Below are 17,349 nucleotides of genomic sequence, written 5' to 3' on the forward strand. Positions count from 1 at the left end.
GGCGCGCGACCAACTTCTCCGCAAGCGTTGCGCCCGACAAGACCCACCCCTTGGAACCGTTACGCGGCGACGGGCAAACGGTAGTCGGCGTGCCCGCGCACAACACGCTTCCTTCGACTACCGGTGATGCGACTTTGGTATGAGGTGACGTCGGTACGCCGTCGACCGACCCTCGGCGGCTTGATCGACGAGTACGCCCCCATGGCAGCCTGGAGCGCAGGTCAGGTGGTGTGGCCGACTTCCGGGACCCCACAGGGTTCACACTGCTGTTCGCATCAGCAAATAGATCCGTGTCGTTTCGGCGGTTCCGGGCCTAGCTTCGGGCGGTGGCGAACGAACTGACCATCCCGCTCCTGCCCTGTCCCTCCATCGACGAGATCGCGTCGTTCTACGAGATGCTCGGCTTCGAGATCACCTATCGGCAAACGCGGCCGAACCCGCACGTCGCGGTACGACGGGAAGACATCAACCTGCACTTCTTCGGGATGGACGACTACGACCCGGCGCAGTCGTACAGCACGTGCCTGGTCATCGTGGCGGACACCAGCGAGCTGTTCGAGTCCTTCGCGGCGGGGATGCGGTCCGTGCACGGGAAGCTGCTCATCTCCGGCATCCCGCGCATGACCCGGCCGCGGCTGCGCAACGACCGGTACACCGGGTTCACCGTCGTCGACCCGGGCGGCAACTGGATCCGGATCCACAAGGCCGCCAAGGAACCCGAGGCGCGGACCAAGCTCGCCAAAGCCATGGAGAACGCCGCGAGGCAGGCGGATGCGCACGGCGACGAACGCCAGGGGCTGAAGATCCTGGAAGGCGCGTTGAGGCGGGCGACCGGCGACGAACCGGAGTTCCAGGCGGTGCGGGAGTACCGCGACGAACTCGTCGAACGGATCAAGGGGTCCGAGCCGCGTCCAGGCGCTTGAGCGCGGCCCTGACCACCTCGGGGTCGTAGGTCGTCCAGAGCGGGGGACGTGAGGCGCGTGGGAAGCCGCCGCAGCGGGCCGGCAGCAGTGCCGCGTGGGTCGCCGCGACCGTCAGGAAGCCGTTGCCTCCCCTGGAGTCGGCGGCTTCCTGGCACGCGGACGCCGGCGGCGCTTTGCGTGTCGCTTCCCACGTGTACGTTCGCCCGTCGCAGGGCATCCGGTCCGGTGTCGACCTCGTGAAGGCGGTTCGGGTGGATCCTCGGCGTGACAGGCTTCGTGTGGCAGTGGTCGTTCATCCGGGCACCGTGGTGGATCACTCCGGGTTGCGGGACCTCGTGTCCCGTACCGCCCGGGACCGCGACTGGTGCGAGCCGCAGTGGTTCGAGACCACCCGTGACGATGCCGGGACGGGGGTGACGGCACTCGCCCTGCGCAACCACCCGCGACTGGTCCTGGCGTGTGGTGGGGACGGCACGGTGAACGCGGTGGCCGCCGGGTTGGCGCACACCGGGGTGGCGATGGGGATCGTGCCGATCGGCACGGGGAACCTCGTGGCCCGGAACCTGGGGATCGGCACTGCGGTGGAGGACGCCGTCACGTCGGCGTTCGACGGGGCGGACCGCCGCGTCGACATGGGTCTGCTGGACGGCCGCCCTTTCGTCGGCATGGGCGGGATCGGCCTGGACGCGGAGATGGTCCGCGACACCTCGCCCAGGATGAAGCGCCTCCTGGGATGGCCCGCATACGTACCGGCGGTCCTCAAGGGCCTGAGATCGGGCGGCAGCAGGGTGACCATCCGGTTGGACGACGGCCCCTGGCTGACCCGCCGCGTCCTGGGGGCGGTCGTCGGCAACATAGGCGCCTTGCAGGGCGGGGTCTCCCTCCTGCCGGAGGCGGATCCCGCCGACGGGCTCCTGGACCTGGCACTGCTGCGTGACGTGCACACCAGGGGTTGGCTTGTCACGGCGGGACGCCTGATCGGCTCCCGCCGGGTGGACGGGCCGGCGGTGGAGCGGTTCCGGTTCCGACGCCTGGAGTTGCGCAGCAATCGCACCAAACCGTTCGAGGTGGACGGAGAAGTCTGCGGCACGACCAGGTCACTGACCGTCGAGGTGGACCCCGGAGCGCTCATCGTCAAGGTCGCGCCTGCCGACAACTCCATCCGTTGAGCTGACTGGGGATGGCCGCGCGCACCTCCACCGGGTCTCAGGCCTCCGCTCAGCCCTCCTCCGGCCGACCTGTGGCGGACACGGAGATCCGGGCAAGTCGCCCGGTCTCCCACTGCAAGCCGAGTCGGTGTTCAGCGAGGTCGTAGTTGACGGTGACCGCGCCGGTGGAGCGGTTCTCCCAGCTGTTGTGCACGAGGGCGCCGTGCGCGAGCACGTAGGCGTCAACCGATCCGCGTTGCCCGTCGAGGTCGAGCCCGGAGATCACGCGGTCGGCGCTCGGGCAGAGCGCGACGTCGACGGTGACCTCCTTGACCAACCCGTCGAGCAACGCGATGTCGACGCCGTCAGGACCGGGGACCACCGGGTCCAGCGCACTCTGCCGGACGGTCGAGCCGGGGAAGAGCCTGCGCAGTTCCGCGTACGGCGCAGAGCGCTCCGACGCACCCAGAGCCGCGTACATCGTCGCGATGACGCCGGTCAGCGACGTCCCGGGGACGGGAGGCAGGTCCGGCAGAGCCTCGGTCCTCCGGGGTGCCGGTCGCGGGTCCGGACCACCGAAGCCGACCACCCGGTCCCAGATCCAGTCGGCCATCGACGCGGCGACGGGCTCGTCGGGGTGTCCGGGTCGACGCTTGACCAGCACCCCGAACGCGACCGCGACCAGGTACGCCCCGGCGTCGTCGGTCATCACCTGCTCCCAGACCTCGTTCTCGAGCCAGTCCGGGTGCGCGGCCGGGTCGGCCTCGATCTCGGCGCACATGGCGATGATCTCGGCTGCCGACATCAGGCGGAACGGTTCGGCCCGCCCCCAGGCGGCCCCGGAGCCGGGCCGCTGACCGTCGTGCCAGGCCAACAGGTCCTCCGCGACCATGGAGCCGATCTTGTCGCTCTCGGCGTGATCGGCGATCGCGGTTCCCGGCCGCAGGGTGGCGCGCAGGTCCGCGGGCATCACGTCGTCCAACGCCGCCAGCGCGGAAGCCAGGTCGGTGCCGAGCATCTGGTCGCGAAGTTGTCGCCACCCCAGCTCGATCACGCCGGTGCGGCGGATGTCGTCCAGCGTGATGTCCTGGCCGTGGGCGTTCTCGACGATCCGCAGCATCGTCCGAGCCGTCCCCACCAGGTTCTGCAACAGGTCTTCGGTCGGGTTCTCGCGCAGCAGCCGCAGACCGAGTCGCTCGGCGTCGGCGAACCGGTACTGCACCAGGTACGCCCAGCCGAGCATCAGGGCGACCCAGGAGTTCGCCGCATCGGCCCGGACGGCCTCCTCGGCCGCAGGGACGAACCGGTCGGGTGGTGCGAAGGTCCCCAGCAGGCACGCCGCGCGCTTCCCGAACGCGGTGGGCAGTTCGTCCGGCGTCGTCCGCGAGCACAGCGCCACCGCCTCGTCCAGCCGGCGCCACCCGTCCTCGTGCTCCCCGCAGAGCGCCTGGGCGAAGCCCAGCTCCATCCAGTCGCGCCACTCCTCGTGCTCCTCGCCCAGCACCGCGCGGGCCCACCGCAGCGCCTCGGCGTGATCGTGCTCGGCCAACGCCAGGTGTCGAAGGGCACGAGCCGCGTTGACGAACTGGCGGTCACGACGACCGACCACCCGGAGGTAGAGGCGCCGCGCCTCGTCGGCCTGGCCGCAGATCTCGCGGTGGTTGCCGAGCAACAGCGACACGCTGCTCCGCTCCGGCTGGACCGCCAGCACCTGCAACGCCAGCTCGGCGACCTTGGGGTGCGACGGCTGTGCGGCGAAGATCTCCCAGGCCAGGTCCAGGTTCCGCTCCACGGCGTCGTCGGACGCCGTACGGCCGAAGTCCTTCATCGCATGCCCCGCCTGACCCGGTACGCCCGGAGTTGGTCGAAGGTGCCGTCGTCGACGCCGTACTCCAGCACCGGCGCCACCTGGTCGAACCAGGACGCCGTGGACGGGGTGACGCCGCCGACCGCGGCCAGCATCGCGTCGGTCGTGACCGGCACCAGCTCACCCCTGTCCATCGACTCGACCATCGCCTCCTGGAGGACGGTGGTCGTCAAGTGGCTGAGGTCGGCGCCGGAGAACCCCTCGGTCGCCGCCGCGACGGCAACGACGTCGACCGCGTCGGCGGGCTTGCCCTTCAGCATGCCCTGGACGATCGCCGCCCTGGCAACCGCGTCCGGTGGCAGCACCAGCACCGTCTTGTCGATCCGGCCCGGTCGGCGCAGCGCGGAGTCGATGTCCCACGGTCGGTTCGTCGCGGCGAGGAAGTAGACCCCCTCGTTCGCGCCGGCCACGCCGTCGAGCTCCTCCAGCAGCTGGGTGACGAGCATCCGCATGGTCTGCGACCCGCCGCCACCGGAGGTACGCCGTCCGCCGAGCGCGTCGAACTCGTCGAAGAAGATCACGCACGGCGCCGCCGCCCGTGCGTTGCGGAACACGCTCTGGATCGCCTTCTCGCTCTCCCCGAGCAACTTGCTGAGCAGGTCCGCGAGGGTCACGTGGATGAAGGACGCCCCGAGATCGCCTGCGATCGCCCTGGCGATGAACGTCTTGCCGCAACCGGGTGGGCCGTACATCAGCAGCGACCCGCCCGGCTTCTGCCCGAACGCCGCCGCCAGCTCGGGATTGCGCAGCGGCGCCAGGAACGCGGTGTCCAGGTGCCGCTTGACCTCGGCGAGACCGGCGACGTCGGCCAGCGTCACCGCCGGGCGTTCGGCGTCCCACAGCGACGCCGACCCGGCCGCGCTCCTGGCCTGCCGGTCCTCGTCGGCCGGGGTCGGAACCGGTGTCAGCTCGCGCTTCCCGGACTTCACCGTCGACGCGGACGACGCGGTCTCGGCGGGTGGCGGCGGGTTCGAGGCCCGCATCCGCGCCGCCATCAGCCGGGCGCGCAGCAGGCGGGCCCGTGCCGGATCACCGCCGAGGGCCTCGAACGCCTTCAGCTCGGTGGCGGCGCGACTCGGGTCGTGTTCCAGCAGCAGCGTGACGAAGTCCTCGCGCAACGCCAGGTTGCCGGGATCGGCCTCCACCTCGCGCGCGATCACCTCGACGAAGCTGTCGGCCGGAGGGCTGACGTCGTTCACCGCCCGGCCCCTTCGGTCCAGCCCTTGAGCAGGCCCAGGTTCGCCAGCGGGATGAAGTGACCGAGCCGCGGGTGGTCCAGCGTCACACCGAAGACGCCGGACTGACCGAACGAGGCGACGTAGTCGATCGCGGCCGGCATCGGCACGCCGAGCAACGACGCCGCGCCGCCCTCCGCGTCGAGCAGGCCGAGGGCGCGGGCGGCTTCGTTCGCCCGTGCGGCGCTGCTGTAGAGGCAGATCATCGACCCCTGCTCGGCGGCCACGGCAAAGGGACGGGGTCGGTCCGCCGAGCCCCGCGCGATGAAGAACCAGTGCTCCAGCGCGGCCGCCTGCCGCCACAGCGCGATCTGCGCCGTCGTGTCCCCTGCGGGCGCTGCTTTGACGGCCTCGTCGAGGCGGTCCAACTCGGCGACCGTCTCGGGGCTGTTGTCCCTGGTCATTCGGTTCTCTCTCGTCTGTTGGGCTGCGACTGGCCGTCCCGGCCGCCCCGACGCGACCCCGCACGGCGTGAAGACGGCACCGAACACCTTCGGGAGCAGCCAGTCGCCCTCGGTCTCGCGCCCAATAGGCTATTCGAGTGATGAACGGAGCCGCATCGGTCGTTCGCACCACACGCGCCGGTGCACGCGACGCCCGGCACCGGCCTCGCCACCGGGAGACCGCTCAGCACGACGTCCCCGCCCGTCGGAACCGGGAGCGAGCCCTCCGGGAGCCGATCCACCCACCACATCCGTACGTGCCCGCCACGCAAGGCACAATCGCGGACTCCCGACAGGTGGGCCCGAGACCGAGTACGACGATGAGACCACCGGCCTTCAGCGACGACCAGGGCAATGAGCAGCAGTGGCTCCCGGACAGTCCTCAATCCGCCCTCGACGCGTTCCAGGACCCCACGGCCGCGCCACTCGACCGGAAGGCAGCGGACCGCTTCTGCCGGCTCTGGGCCGATTCCGGGTACAACGACCGCTGGGACGTGCACTACGTCTTCTTCGACGGCGACACCGTCGAGGACGCGGGCGAAGCTCGGGACGAACTCCTGGCGTTGATCCGAACGCTTGGTCTCCAGCGCGTCGACGCCCCACCGGGAGCCGCCACCGGCGAGGTGTGGGTCCTCACGGACCCCCGCATCGACGCCGAACTCGGGCACTGGTCATGACCGGCCGGGAGGACGGGGGAAGGAGCGAAGTCCTCTTCACCCGGCAGAACGGCTGGATCCCGCGCGTGATCCGCACGGACGGCGAACTCAAGCTCCAGCTCGGCGCCGGAGCCGACGCCAACCGCGATCCCCGCACGTTCCACGTCCCGATCTCCGACGCCCACCTGGAGGTGATCAGGGACGACCTGACCCGGCACCTGCTGCTGTGGAGCGCGATCCTGCCCCTGTGCACGGCCGCCGGCATCCGAGGGCCCCTTGACGAACACGCGGCCGTTGCGCTGTTGGACCCGATCCTCTTCGGCACGCCTGATGACGTCGAGTCGTTGTTCCGGGACATCCCCTGGGACAAGCGCCGGCTCATCGCCCAGGGCGCGGACATCGAACTGCTCGAACGCGGCCGGATGTTCGCCGCGCTGCGATCCACGACCGCGCGGTCCGACTGGCGCCGCGTCCAGACCTACGACGCAGACCGCGACCGCGCCCGCCGCGGCGTCCGACTCGCCCCGCTCGACGCGGCGCTCCTCAAGTACACGGGCCGCTACCTGCACGGCGGGAGGATCCCGACCCGGGAGCCCGACGCCGTCGATCCCGACCTGCTGCCCGAGGTCATGCGGGTGATCGCCACCGCGGAGCAGGCGTGCGCCGGGATGCGGATCTCCCCCGATCGGCGAGGCCTGAAGAACAACGGTGAGTGGCACCTGATGGAGCAGAAGGTCGACCACGCAGTCCGCCACGCCCACCCGAACCTGGTCGACGACGCGGTGCGCACCGTGAGCTTCCTGATGTGCTCCGAAGCCGCCGCCCGGACACGGAAACCCTGAGGTGCTCGTGATCGTGCCGCCTGCTCCTTACGGCTGGTCGAACGTCCGGCACCAGGACGGGGAAGCAGGTGCCCTCGGCGATGTCCGGTTGTTCGTTCCGACCGGGCGGTCAGCGCGCACCGTCCAACCGGGTGACACAGCTCGAACCGCAGTCGCCCGGACACGTGCTCAGACGAGCATCTCAGGACGCCTGACCACGACCTCAAGACCAAGGAGAACTCGATTGCAATCCTTCATACAACAACTGCCCGCACTGATCGGTGTACTGATCGGCGCTTTGGCCACCTACACCGCAACATCCGCAGCAGAACGAGCCCGATGGCGACGAACCCAAGCGAATATGCACACACCGTTAAAAGGTTGATCTCCGTTTCCCTCAAACTTGCCGCCGCCAAGGGCATCCACCTCGACAACGACACGATCGACCCAGCCGAGGGCATTCCTGCACTGGCAGCAGCCGAGGACGAGCGAACCGTAAAATGGGAGGCAGTCCTCCTACTGGGAGACGAGCGGGTCATCACGGCCGCCCGAGCGTGGCACCATAGCGTATTCCGTCTGCGGCGGGCCGCCTCAGGCCTTCCCATCGAAATGACCTGTTCAGAGGCGATTCAAGCGGTGAGCGCCGCCAGAAGACAGTTCTACGAAGCCGCCAAACAGGACCTGGGAATCAACATCGGAAGCGATTCGGAAAGCTACGAATGGCAGCTGGCCAAACTAGCCTCTCTGCAAATTTCCGATACCTCCAACGGCGCGGTGGATAAACCCGTGGTTCGCAAATCCGATGCGCCCATGTACTACATTCCGAGATCTTGAACCGGGCTGGTTGATCGGCCGTTTCTCCTGGCATGGTGACACTCGTGACCGCTCAGGACATCGCCGGCTGGGATGCCGATCTGCGGGCCCTGACCGATGGTCTGGGTTCGATGTTCAACCGTCCGGAGCCGAAGGTGACGTTCGGGTTGATGGTGCGGGCGTTGCTGGCCGATGTGCCGAAGAAGAACTCGTGGGGTCTGGCCGAGCATGCCGGGTTGGCCACGCCGCGTCCGTTCGAGCACCTGCTCGACGGTGCGGTGTGGGATGTCGACGTGCTGCGGGACCGGGTGCGCGAGTATGTGGTGGCGGGTCTGGGGTCGGTGGACGCGGTGGTGATCGCCGACGACACCCAGACGATCAAGAAGGGCGACAGGAGCGTCGGTGTCGCCCCGCGGCACTGCGGGTTGACCAACCAGACGGAGAATTGCCAGGTCATGCCGATGCTGACGTATGCGACCGAGGCGGGACACGCGTTCGTGGACCGGGAGTTGTACTTACCGAGGTCGTGGACCTCCGATCCGGCGCGGTGCCGGGCCGCGGGGGTGCCCGTGGATCGGGGGTTCGAGACGAAACCCCGACTGGTGGGGAAGATGCTCGCGCGCCTGGTGGCTGCGGGGGTGCCGTTCGGGTGGTTCGCCGCGGACTCCGGCTACGGCCGTGACCCCGGGTTGCGGTTGTTCTGCCATGACGGCGGCATCGCGTATGCGATGGCGGTCCCGGTGGACCTGCCGTTGGTCGGCGCACGGTGGGAAGCGTTGTCCTGCAAGGATGTTCTGCGGTCGGGGGTCCACCGGTGGGAGCGCCGCACGGCGGGTGAGGGCGGCAAGGGCGCTCGGTTGTATGACTGGTCGATGCACGCGGTGACGGTGAAGGAACAGCCCCCGACCGAGGGGTTCGGCCACACCCTGCTGATCCGACGGTCCAAGGAGATGAGGAAACACAAGGATCGGCCGTCGTCCTACGACATCGAGTTCTTCCTGGTGCATGCGCCAGTGGCCACGACGCTGGCGGCGATGGTCCGGGCGGCCGGGTTGCGGTGGAAGATCGAAGAGGACAACAAGATCGGCAAGGACCAGCTCGGGATGGATGCCTACCAGGTTCGCAAGTGGACTCCGTGGTATCGGCACGTGACGATGTGCATGCTGGCACAGGCTTTCCTGACGGTCACGTATGCGGGGCCAGGGAAAAGAAGCGACGCTCCGCGAGAGCGAGGCGGCCCGCTGAGGCTGATCCTCCTGCCTTTGTCGACCGCGGCGATCCGAGGGCTGCTCGCCGCGACCGTACTGGTCCGCGTCGCCGACACGGTAGCTGCGATCGCCCGCGCCCTCTGGCGTCAGGTCCATCTGAGCAGAGCCCTGATCAGCCACTATCGCCGACGAGGTGACCCGCTTCCACTCAATCTCGGAAGGTCGTACAGGACAGCCTCGTATGCAACACTCACGACGCGCGGAACTCCTCGTGAAGATGATCTTTGGTAGGACCACCTTCATGGCGGAGTTCCGCGTCTTTCGTCTCCGCCGCGCGAGAGCGACTCCGCCGAACCCGTGACGATCACACAGCGCCACAACCCGTTACTCGGAATAGCTCACTGTCGACGCCGGCAAGTTCAGCGGCCGGAACCTCTTGCGGAACAACATCTTTGCCGAGGGTGTCGTGTCGGACACCCATTTCACGAAGGATCACAACGTGAGTGGGGACCCCGGCTTCGTCAACCCTTCGGCTGGTGACTTCCGGCTGCGGCCGGGCTCGACGAAGGTCGTCGACGTGGGGTCCGGTGTCGCTGCTCCGCCTTCGACCTGGCCGGCATGGCGCGTCCAACCGGCGCCGGCTTCGACATCGGCGCCTACGAGCAGTCGACCTCGGCCGAGGGTCGGGGAGTGGAGGACGCTATGGAATTGACGCACCTGAATTCTTGGACCTAACGGAGCCTGGCAGCGGGTACAGCCACCATGCTCCAACAATCTCGGGACGGGTCCCGGGTCCGGCGTCGTAGAATATCGGGTTACTCTCCAAACAATTGTCAGCACCTTCAGATTTGGCGCGCCCCTATATCACCCGATCGGCGCTGTGGAGGCTGCCTTTCGCCCTGGTCTACTGAACGCCGAACTGGGGAGATCGGAACGCGCTTTTTTCTCGTCATCAACTGGTTCCACTGAGAAGGCGGGCATCATGTTCGAAGTTCGTCGTCGGTGGGTGCGGGCTGTCGCGTTCATCTCGCTGTTGGCGGTCACGACCGGCGGACTGCCTGCGATCACTTCGGCACCCGCGTCAGCGGCCGACCAGCCGAGGGCAGCGGCTCCGCCCTCACCCCGCTGCACGACAACCCAGCCGCTCGCGGCGGCCAAGCAGACACAGGCGCCTCTCCCGCAGGCCACGGCGGCGGCCTCGGCGCGGGCGGTGGAGTCGCCTGCCTACTCCGCGTTGCAGACCGCGCGCCGGATGGTCCCGGACAACCAGTACCACTCGCCGGTCACTCTGACGAACACCACCGCGGCGGCACTGTCCGCCGCGACCAAAGTCCTTTCCTACCACTGGACCCGCCCGGGCGGCCAGGACGCCACGACCGCGGGCAACCGTAAGGAGACCAGGCTCCCGGCCGATCTCGCACCGGGCTCCTCAGTGGTCCTCGACGGGCTGATCCAGGCTCCGGCACTGGCCGACGCCGGCAACGAGCGCGAACAGTTCCTGCTGCGCTGGGACGTCTACGACACCGCCGCCAAGACCTGGCTGTCCGACACCGCCCAGGTGCCGACCCTGGACCAGGACGTGCGGGTGGAGAAGCCAACCTCCGACCAGCTGGGCCTGGAGAGCTTCTACACCTATACCTCGGTGAAGACCGGAGCGGGCGGCACCGCTTCGGTGAACCAGTTCTCCGGCAACGCCGTGTGGGGCTACGACGTGTTCTCCAACCCGAGCTTCGGGCCGTCGAGTTTCCTTCGGCTGAACTACAACAGCAAGGACACCTCCAACGCCTACGGCGGTCCCGGCTGGTCGATCGCGGCTTCCACACTGAACCGGCTGGGCACGCCGCTCTCCTTCGACGGGCCGATCCTCCAGCAGCCGCAGAACGTGGTGCTGACCGATGGTGACGGCACCAGTCACCGATGGCAACTGAACAAGCACGGCAGTTCCGACGCCAAGGATTGGACCTACGCCTCGCCGGCCGGGGTGCACTTGTACCTGCAGTACCTGCCTGGCAACCCGGAAGACCGCCGGTGGGTGTTCACCGCGCCGGAGCGTACCCAGTTCTTCTTCGACTCCGACGGTTACCAGAGCGCCACGGTCGACAAGAACGGCAACACGATGTCGTTCGCCTATGACCGGGTGGTCATCGGCAACCGCAACTCCGGCGTGCTGCGTACCGTCACCGACTCGGCGAGCCGCCGCACGCTGACCTTCGACTACTACCAGTCCGGCCAGGCCGCCACGGTCGTGGTCGACCACGCCAAGCGCGCGGTGGAGAACCTGGGCACCGCGGCGATCGTCAACCAGCTCAAGTCCGTCACGGACGTCTCCGGCCGGGTCGTCAACCTCGTCTACGGCGAGAACGGCGCGTTGCGGGAGATCTACGACGCGGCCGGTGACCCGGCCCAGAAGACCTTCCAGTTCTTCTACGGCAGCAGTGGCCCGACGTTGAACAAGCTGATCAGCACGGTCGACCCGCTCGGCCGTACCACCGGGATCGACTACTTCACCGACCAGGCCGACGCCGTGCGATTCGGTGACGTGCGGGCGATCACCGACCGCCGGGCCGCGGCGACCGGTTTCGACTACAGCGATCCCGACGGCACCACCGGGCCGGACATCAGTTCCGTGGTGACCGACGGCAACGGGCACGCCACTCGCAACCGGATCGACGGCTACGGGCGGTTGACGGAGAAGACCGACGCGCTGGGCCGCTCCACGAAACTGGTGTGGGACGCGGACAACAACGTCGTCCGGCTGACCGAGAACAACGGCGCGGCCAAGACCTGGGTGTACGACCAGAACACCGGCTTCCCACTGCAGATCCGCGACGCCGAGGCCGTCCGGCAGAACACCCCGGCGACCGTGCTGGGCTACCGATACGAACTCGGCGGCCACATCGCGGACCTGACCGACAAGACCACGCCCGAGGGCAGGCACTGGAACTTCGTCTACGACGAGCACGGGAACCTCGTCGCGGTCACCGACCCCAAGGGCACCGTCACCGCGGACCCGAACGATTACACCTCGCGGTACTCCTACGACGAGTCCGGCCACCTGACCGAGCAGGTCGACGCGAACAACCACGCCACGGTCTACGCGGACTACGACGCGGTCGGCTACCCCAACATGATCACCGACGCGCTGGGCTGCACCACCCGGTACCGCTACGACTCCGCGGGCAACGCGGTGTCCACTATGGATGCCCGGGGCAAGACCGGCACCACCTCCTACGACATCTTCAAGCGCCCCTTGGACAGCAAACTGCCCAAGGACGAGGCGGCCGGTGTCTTCGTCACCACACCGGGGGCGCGCTACGACGCCAACGACAACGTCGTCACGGCCACCGACGCGCGTGGCTCGGTCACCCGCACCGTCTACGACGAGATGGACCGCGCGGTCGCGGTCTACGCCCCGAAAGACACCCCGGACGGGCCGGACAAGCTGACCACGCTGTCCTACGACGCCGTCGGCAACGTCGTCGGGATGACCAAGCCGAAGGGCAACCTCACCTCGGCGGATGCCAAGGACTTCACCGAGACCCTGCGCTACGACGAGGTCAACCAACGGGTCGAGACCACCGACGTCAACGGTGACCGGATCACCGCGGCCTTCGACGACGTCGGCAACATGGTCACCAAGTACGACCCGCGCGCCAACCGGACCCCGGACCCGAACGACTACAGCACCAAATGGGTGTTCGACCTCAACCACCAGGTCGTCTCCACCATCGACCCGTTGGGCAACTCGACGCGGACCCGGTACGACCACGACGGCAACGTCGTGGGCAACACCGACGAGAACGGTGTCGAAACCCTCATCACGTTGGACGAACGGGCCAAGCAGACCGAGGTGCGCTCGCCGCACGACAACCCCGGCGGCACGATCCAGTACTTCACCACCCGCTACGAGTACGACGCGGTCGGGAACAAGACAAAGACGATCAACCCACGCGGGGTGGACACGCCGAACGTCGCGAACGACTTCGTCGCCGAGACCACCTACGACGAGCTCAACCGCAAACGCGAAGAGATCCTGCCCTACGACCCGGCCGACGCCGACGCGAAAACCGCGGTCAGCACGCTCTACACCTACGACGAACTCGGTCGCGTCGTGGAGATCAGCGCACCACCGTCGCACGGCTCGGACACCCGCACCGTCACCCGGCAGACCTACTACGACAACGGCTGGGTCCGTACCTCGACCGACGCCTACGACATCCAGACCAGCTACGACTACAACGACACCGGACAACAGACCCTTCGCAGCGTCAGCGGTTCCGGCGGCTCGTCGGCCCGGACGCAGTCGTGGACCTACTACCCCAGTGGCAAAGAGCGCAGCCGCTCCGACAGCGGTGTCCCGGTCGGGGCCGCGGCGGTGCTGGTGGACAACGCGGACACGCGGCGCACCTGGGCCGACGACGGCTGGAGCACCGCCCAGTCCCCGAAGGGCTACCAAGGGCCCGCGTACTCCACGATCACCACCCGCGGTGACGACGACTACTTCATCTGGAAAGCCACGATCCCGCGATCCGGGCGCTACGACGTGCAGGTCTGGTACCCCGAGGGCACCGCGACCAACGCGACGTACTTCATCTCCAACAACTCCGGCACCGGCACCGCCGTCATCGACCAGAGCAAGAACCAGGGCCGCTGGGTCAGCCTGGGCACATTCGCCTTCACCGAGGGAGACACCAGGGAGATCGCGCTCGCCGGGGAGAGCAACGGGACCGTCACCGCGGACGCGGTGAAGCTGGTGCGCGACACCACCGGCGAGACCGACACCGAGAGCAAGACGTTCTCGATGTCCTACGACGCAGACGACAACATGACCAGAATGGTCGACACGTCCCCCGGTACCACGGCCGACACCTGGGACATCCGCTACGACGAGGTCGACCTGGCCGACCAGGTCAAGGAGTCGAAGTCCGGGAAGGTCCTGCACACCACCACCTACGGCTACGACGAGAACGACAACATCGTCAACGCCCGGATGGACGACAAGTCCGCCGTCTACACCTATGACAGCCGTGACCTGGTCGCCTCGATCCTCAACAAGCGCAACGACGGCGACTCCGGCAAGACCACAACGTTCGGTTACGACAAGCAGGCGCACGTCATCCGGCAGGTCAAGGGCAACGGCAACACCCTCGACGCCACCTACTACCTCGACGGCCTGCTCAAGCGGCAGACCGAAAAGAAGAAGAACTCCTCCACGATCGTCGCCGACCACCAGCTCACCTACGACTCGGACTCGAACAAGACCCGCGACAGCGGCAGCATGCAGAACGCCGACAGCGGCGGTTCGATGTCGTTCACCAAGACCTACACCTACGACCCGCGCGACCGGATCCGCAAGGTCACCAAGAGCGGTTCCAGCAGCGGGACCGAGCAGTACCGCAACGACGACAACGGCAACGTCTACGACAAGACCGTCGACGGCGTCCAGACCACCTTCACCTACGACCGCAACCGCCTGCAGATCAGCAAGAGCAAGGGCACCGAGTCGGACTACGACTACGACGCCTACGGGCGGCTGGAGCGGGTCAGCCAGAACGGCGACGAGACCGAGAAGTACACCTACGACGGTTTCGACCGGAAGATCAAGCTGGTCAAGGACGTCAACGACGACGGCAACCCGGCCAAGACCACGCTGTACACCTACGACCCGCTCGACCGGCAGACCACCAAGACAGAGGACGCGACCGGCGACAAACGTGTCACCGGAATGCACTACCTGGGCCTGACCCAGCAGGTGCTCACCGAGGACGTCAACAACAAGCTGACCAAGATCTACCAGTACTCCCCCGACGGCGAGATGCTCGGCCAGATCCGCTTCGGCGACGACGGCAACGGCTCGGCCGAGAACGTCTACATGGGCTTCAACACCCACTCGGACGTAGAACAGGTCACGGACAACAACGGCAACACCAAAGCGACCTACGGCTACACGGCCTACGGCGAGGAAGACCTCAAGCAGTCCACCGGCGACGACAAGACAGACCCGGCGACGCCGGACAAGCCGGAGAAGAACTCCTACCGCTTCAACACCGCGCGGCACGACAAGTCCTCGGACTCCTACGACATGGGTTTCCGGGACTACTCGCCAGGCACCAACCGTTTCCTGACGCTGGACCTGTACAACGGCGCGTTGTCCGACCTGGGCATGAGCGCCGACCCGTGGACGAACAACCGGTACACCTTCGGCGCCGGCAACCCACTGTCCCAAGTGGAACTCGACGGCCACGGCTGGTTCGACGACGCGGTGGGCTTCATCGAAGCCCACGCCGACATCGGCCACACCATCCTCGACGTGGCCAGCATGGTCCCGGTCGTCGGCTCAGCAGCCGCGGTGGTCAACGGCGCCTGGTACGCCGCAGAAGGCAAGACGGCCGAGGCCGTGATGTCGTTCGCCTCCGCCGTGCCCGGCGCGGCGGTGGTGGCCGGGGCGGTGAAGCTGGGCAAGGCCGCGGTCAAGGGCGCCGAGGCCGTCCAGACCATCAACGGCGCCTCGAAGGCGGTCAGCGCGGGCATCCGCGAGGAGAAGATCGCGAGCAAGGCTGACGCGATCGGGTTGAACGGCGCCAAGACGACGCCCACGGCCCCTCCCGCGCCGAAGGCAGCGGGGGTTGCGGGCGCCGCCGAGGGGAAGGCGGCTTCGGGAGCCGGCCAGGGCGGCGGCCCAGCGGCAAATGGCGGCGGAACCAGTGCGACCAGCAATGCGGCGTCCTGTCAACTTCACAGCTTCGTTCCCGGCACGCTGGTGGCGATGGCCGACGGTACTGCCGTACCCATCGAAGAGGTGCGGGTCGGCGACCTGGTCGCGGCGACCAACCCGCGACTGGGTGACCTGGAAGCGCAACCGGTCACCGCGTTGATCACCGATCAGGGCGAGAAACAGCTTGTCGAGATCACCGTCGATGCTGACGGCAGCGCGGGAGCTGCCACAGGCAAGTTGATGGTCACCGACCATCACCTGTTCTGGTCCGCGGACCGAGGTCGGTGGCTCCGGGCGGATGAGCTGGCTCCCGGTGACTGGCTGCGCGACGAGGTCGGGCAGCGGCTCCTGGTGGTCTCCATCCGTGGATGGACCCAGCAGCACCAACGAGTCCACAACCTGACCATCGCGGGTGTCCACACGTACTATGTGCTCGCGGGAACGACTGCGGTACTCGTTCACAACTGCGGCACACTACAGGAGTTCGCGGACCTGCATCGCAACCGGCCGGGCGGGAAATTCGCGTCTGAATACACATCACCGTCAGGTGAGACATACCGCGGCTACAACAGGCACGGTGAGCAGCCAGAAGGACCTTTAGCGGACGCCCTGCAAGGGGTGGGTCACCACGGAGGTTGCGCCGAGGTACATTGCCTCATTCAGGCTCAGGCAGCAGAAGGCCCCTCAGCCATCACCGGAGGCACAATGGGAACAGTTCGCACCAGAAACAACACCATGTCAAATTCGAATACGGCAGACCATGGCACGCCTGCCTATCCTTGTGGCCCCTGCAGAGATCTGCTAGACGATCTAAATATCGGACTAAAATGATCAGATTTGATTCACTGTCTCCTGATGTTCTGCGCGCGCTCGGCGATGCCGGCTGGCACTCCCAACGGAGCATGGACGTGAGTCCGTGGCTCAACTCGCTACAGCGAGAAGGGTACCTTCCCAGTCCACTTGCGCAAGAGATTCTTGGTACATTGGGGGGGCTGGAAGTTTATCCAATCAACTCGTTCGGTTCGAACTTCAGGAACCAAGAACCGTTTAATTTCGATCCGATCAAAGCTGGATCCGGGCAGCGAGAACTGGCCCTGGAGGTTGAGAAATATCTGGGTGGCAGCTACTTCCCGATTGGCGAATGGCTTAGCTATTCGAGCGTATTCATTGAGGCTGAAGGTAGAGCGGTTTCTGCAGGGCTCGGATGGATTTGGGAAATGGGGTCCACTTTTGAAGAAGCTCTAACCTTGGCGGTTTGCGCAGATCGTCCCTTGAGGTGTCTACATGCCGACCCGGGACTTGAGCCATGGCCAGGGTAGATCGCTATCGTCTTTTGCGATGACTATCGCATCCTTCCATGAAAGAAACCGATGTTCGAGGAAGCTGGACAATGAAAAGACGAGATATTTCGTACAAGCTACAAGCGGTCCTTGTGCCAGTAGCGAGCCTTGCTGTGGCCATAGGCGTCGCAGTTCCGGCTTCTGCGGCAACGGGGGCAGCGTTGTCATTGCCCGGCTATG

Annotated in this window: 11 protein-coding genes and 2 pseudogenes; 9 read left to right on the plus strand and 4 right to left on the minus strand. The window is 67.0% G+C overall.

The genetic code is table 11. From position 1 onward, the window contains the following. Positions 1–326 precede the first annotated feature (326 nt). A complete protein-coding gene (locus AB0K14_RS30265) occupies positions 327–923 on the plus strand; it encodes a hypothetical protein (RefSeq protein WP_360456296.1) in 597 nt (198 codons plus the stop codon). On the opposite strand, the pseudogene AB0K14_RS30270 reads toward AB0K14_RS30265, so the two are convergent. Then, a pseudogene (locus tag AB0K14_RS30270) lies at positions 892–1,092 on the minus strand (hypothetical protein); the annotation flags it as partial. The gene AB0K14_RS30265 and the pseudogene AB0K14_RS30270 overlap by 32 nt on opposite strands. 136 nt (positions 1,093–1,228) lie before the next feature. On the opposite strand from AB0K14_RS30270, the gene AB0K14_RS30275 reads away from it, so the two are divergent. After that, on the plus strand, positions 1,229–2,092 hold the full coding sequence (locus AB0K14_RS30275; RefSeq protein ID WP_360456299.1) for a diacylglycerol kinase family protein: 864 nt from the start codon (positions 1,229–1,231) through the stop codon (positions 2,090–2,092). Positions 2,093–2,141: 49 nt separating this feature from the next. Here AB0K14_RS30275 and AB0K14_RS30280 read toward each other — a convergent pair whose 3' ends face one another. The 3 genes from AB0K14_RS30280 to AB0K14_RS30290 are packed head-to-tail and all read right to left on the minus strand — an operon-like array spanning position 2,142 to position 5,577. Further along, entirely contained in the window at positions 2,142–3,899 is a 1,758-nt protein-coding gene (locus tag AB0K14_RS30280; protein WP_360456302.1) for a tetratricopeptide repeat protein, read from the minus strand. Beyond that, positions 3,896–5,137 (minus strand): ATP-binding protein, encoded by a 1,242-nt coding sequence (locus tag AB0K14_RS30285; RefSeq protein ID WP_360456305.1) that lies wholly within the window; start codon positions 5,135–5,137, stop codon positions 3,896–3,898. The genes AB0K14_RS30280 and AB0K14_RS30285 overlap by 4 nt, the downstream gene beginning before the upstream one ends. Beyond that, a complete protein-coding gene (locus tag AB0K14_RS30290; RefSeq protein WP_360456308.1) occupies positions 5,134–5,577 on the minus strand; it encodes a hypothetical protein in 444 nt (147 codons plus the stop codon). The genes AB0K14_RS30285 and AB0K14_RS30290 overlap by 4 nt, the downstream gene beginning before the upstream one ends. A gap of 359 nt (positions 5,578–5,936) precedes the next feature. Between AB0K14_RS30290 and AB0K14_RS30295 the strand changes: the two genes are divergently transcribed. The 7 genes and pseudogenes from AB0K14_RS30295 (at position 5,937) to AB0K14_RS30325 (ending at position 17,148) form a co-directional block, all read left to right on the plus strand. Next, positions 5,937–6,293: a hypothetical protein gene (locus AB0K14_RS30295; protein WP_360456311.1), complete on the plus strand. Its 357-nt coding sequence runs from the start codon at positions 5,937–5,939 to the stop codon at positions 6,291–6,293. Continuing rightward, entirely contained in the window at positions 6,290–7,114 is an 825-nt protein-coding gene (locus tag AB0K14_RS30300; protein WP_360456313.1) for a DUF6357 family protein, read from the plus strand. Before AB0K14_RS30295 ends, AB0K14_RS30300 begins: the two co-directional genes overlap by 4 nt. 360 nt (positions 7,115–7,474) lie before the next feature. Then, on the plus strand, positions 7,475–7,927 hold the full coding sequence (locus tag AB0K14_RS30305; RefSeq protein ID WP_360456316.1) for a hypothetical protein: 453 nt from the start codon (positions 7,475–7,477) through the stop codon (positions 7,925–7,927). Between the two features lie 44 nt (positions 7,928–7,971). Next, positions 7,972–9,405, plus strand: a complete 1,434-nt coding sequence (locus AB0K14_RS30310) for an IS701 family transposase (protein WP_360456319.1) — start codon at positions 7,972–7,974, stop codon at positions 9,403–9,405. A gap of 282 nt (positions 9,406–9,687) precedes the next feature. After that, positions 9,688–9,849 (plus strand): annotated as a pseudogene (locus AB0K14_RS30315) (choice-of-anchor Q domain-containing protein); the annotation flags it as partial. Positions 9,850–10,324: 475 nt separating this feature from the next. Further along, on the plus strand, positions 10,325–16,660 hold the full coding sequence (locus AB0K14_RS30320; RefSeq protein ID WP_360456321.1) for a polymorphic toxin-type HINT domain-containing protein: 6,336 nt from the start codon (positions 10,325–10,327) through the stop codon (positions 16,658–16,660). Next, a complete protein-coding gene (locus AB0K14_RS30325) occupies positions 16,657–17,148 on the plus strand; it encodes an SUKH-3 domain-containing protein (protein ID WP_360456324.1) in 492 nt (163 codons plus the stop codon). The genes AB0K14_RS30320 and AB0K14_RS30325 overlap by 4 nt, the downstream gene beginning before the upstream one ends. Positions 17,149–17,349: the final 201 nt, after the last annotated feature.

The organism is Actinosynnema sp. NPDC050801, from assembly GCF_040673975.1.
Taxonomy (GTDB): Bacteria; Actinomycetota; Actinomycetes; order Mycobacteriales; family Pseudonocardiaceae; genus Actinosynnema.

What these genes read in the sequence shown, in the direction of transcription:
- AB0K14_RS30325 (WP_360456324.1), top strand. Translation starts at nt 16,657, where the DNA reads ATGATCAGATTTGATTCACTGTCTCCTGATGTTCTGCGCGCGCTCGGC.
- AB0K14_RS30290 (WP_360456308.1), bottom strand. Translation starts at nt 5,577, where the DNA reads ATGACCAGGGACAACAGCCCCGAGACGGTCGCCGAGTTGGACCGCCTC.
- AB0K14_RS30295 (WP_360456311.1), top strand. Translation starts at nt 5,937, where the DNA reads ATGAGACCACCGGCCTTCAGCGACGACCAGGGCAATGAGCAGCAGTGG.
- AB0K14_RS30280 (WP_360456302.1), bottom strand. Translation starts at nt 3,899, where the DNA reads ATGAAGGACTTCGGCCGTACGGCGTCCGACGACGCCGTGGAGCGGAAC.
- AB0K14_RS30300 (WP_360456313.1), top strand. Translation starts at nt 6,290, where the DNA reads ATGACCGGCCGGGAGGACGGGGGAAGGAGCGAAGTCCTCTTCACCCGG.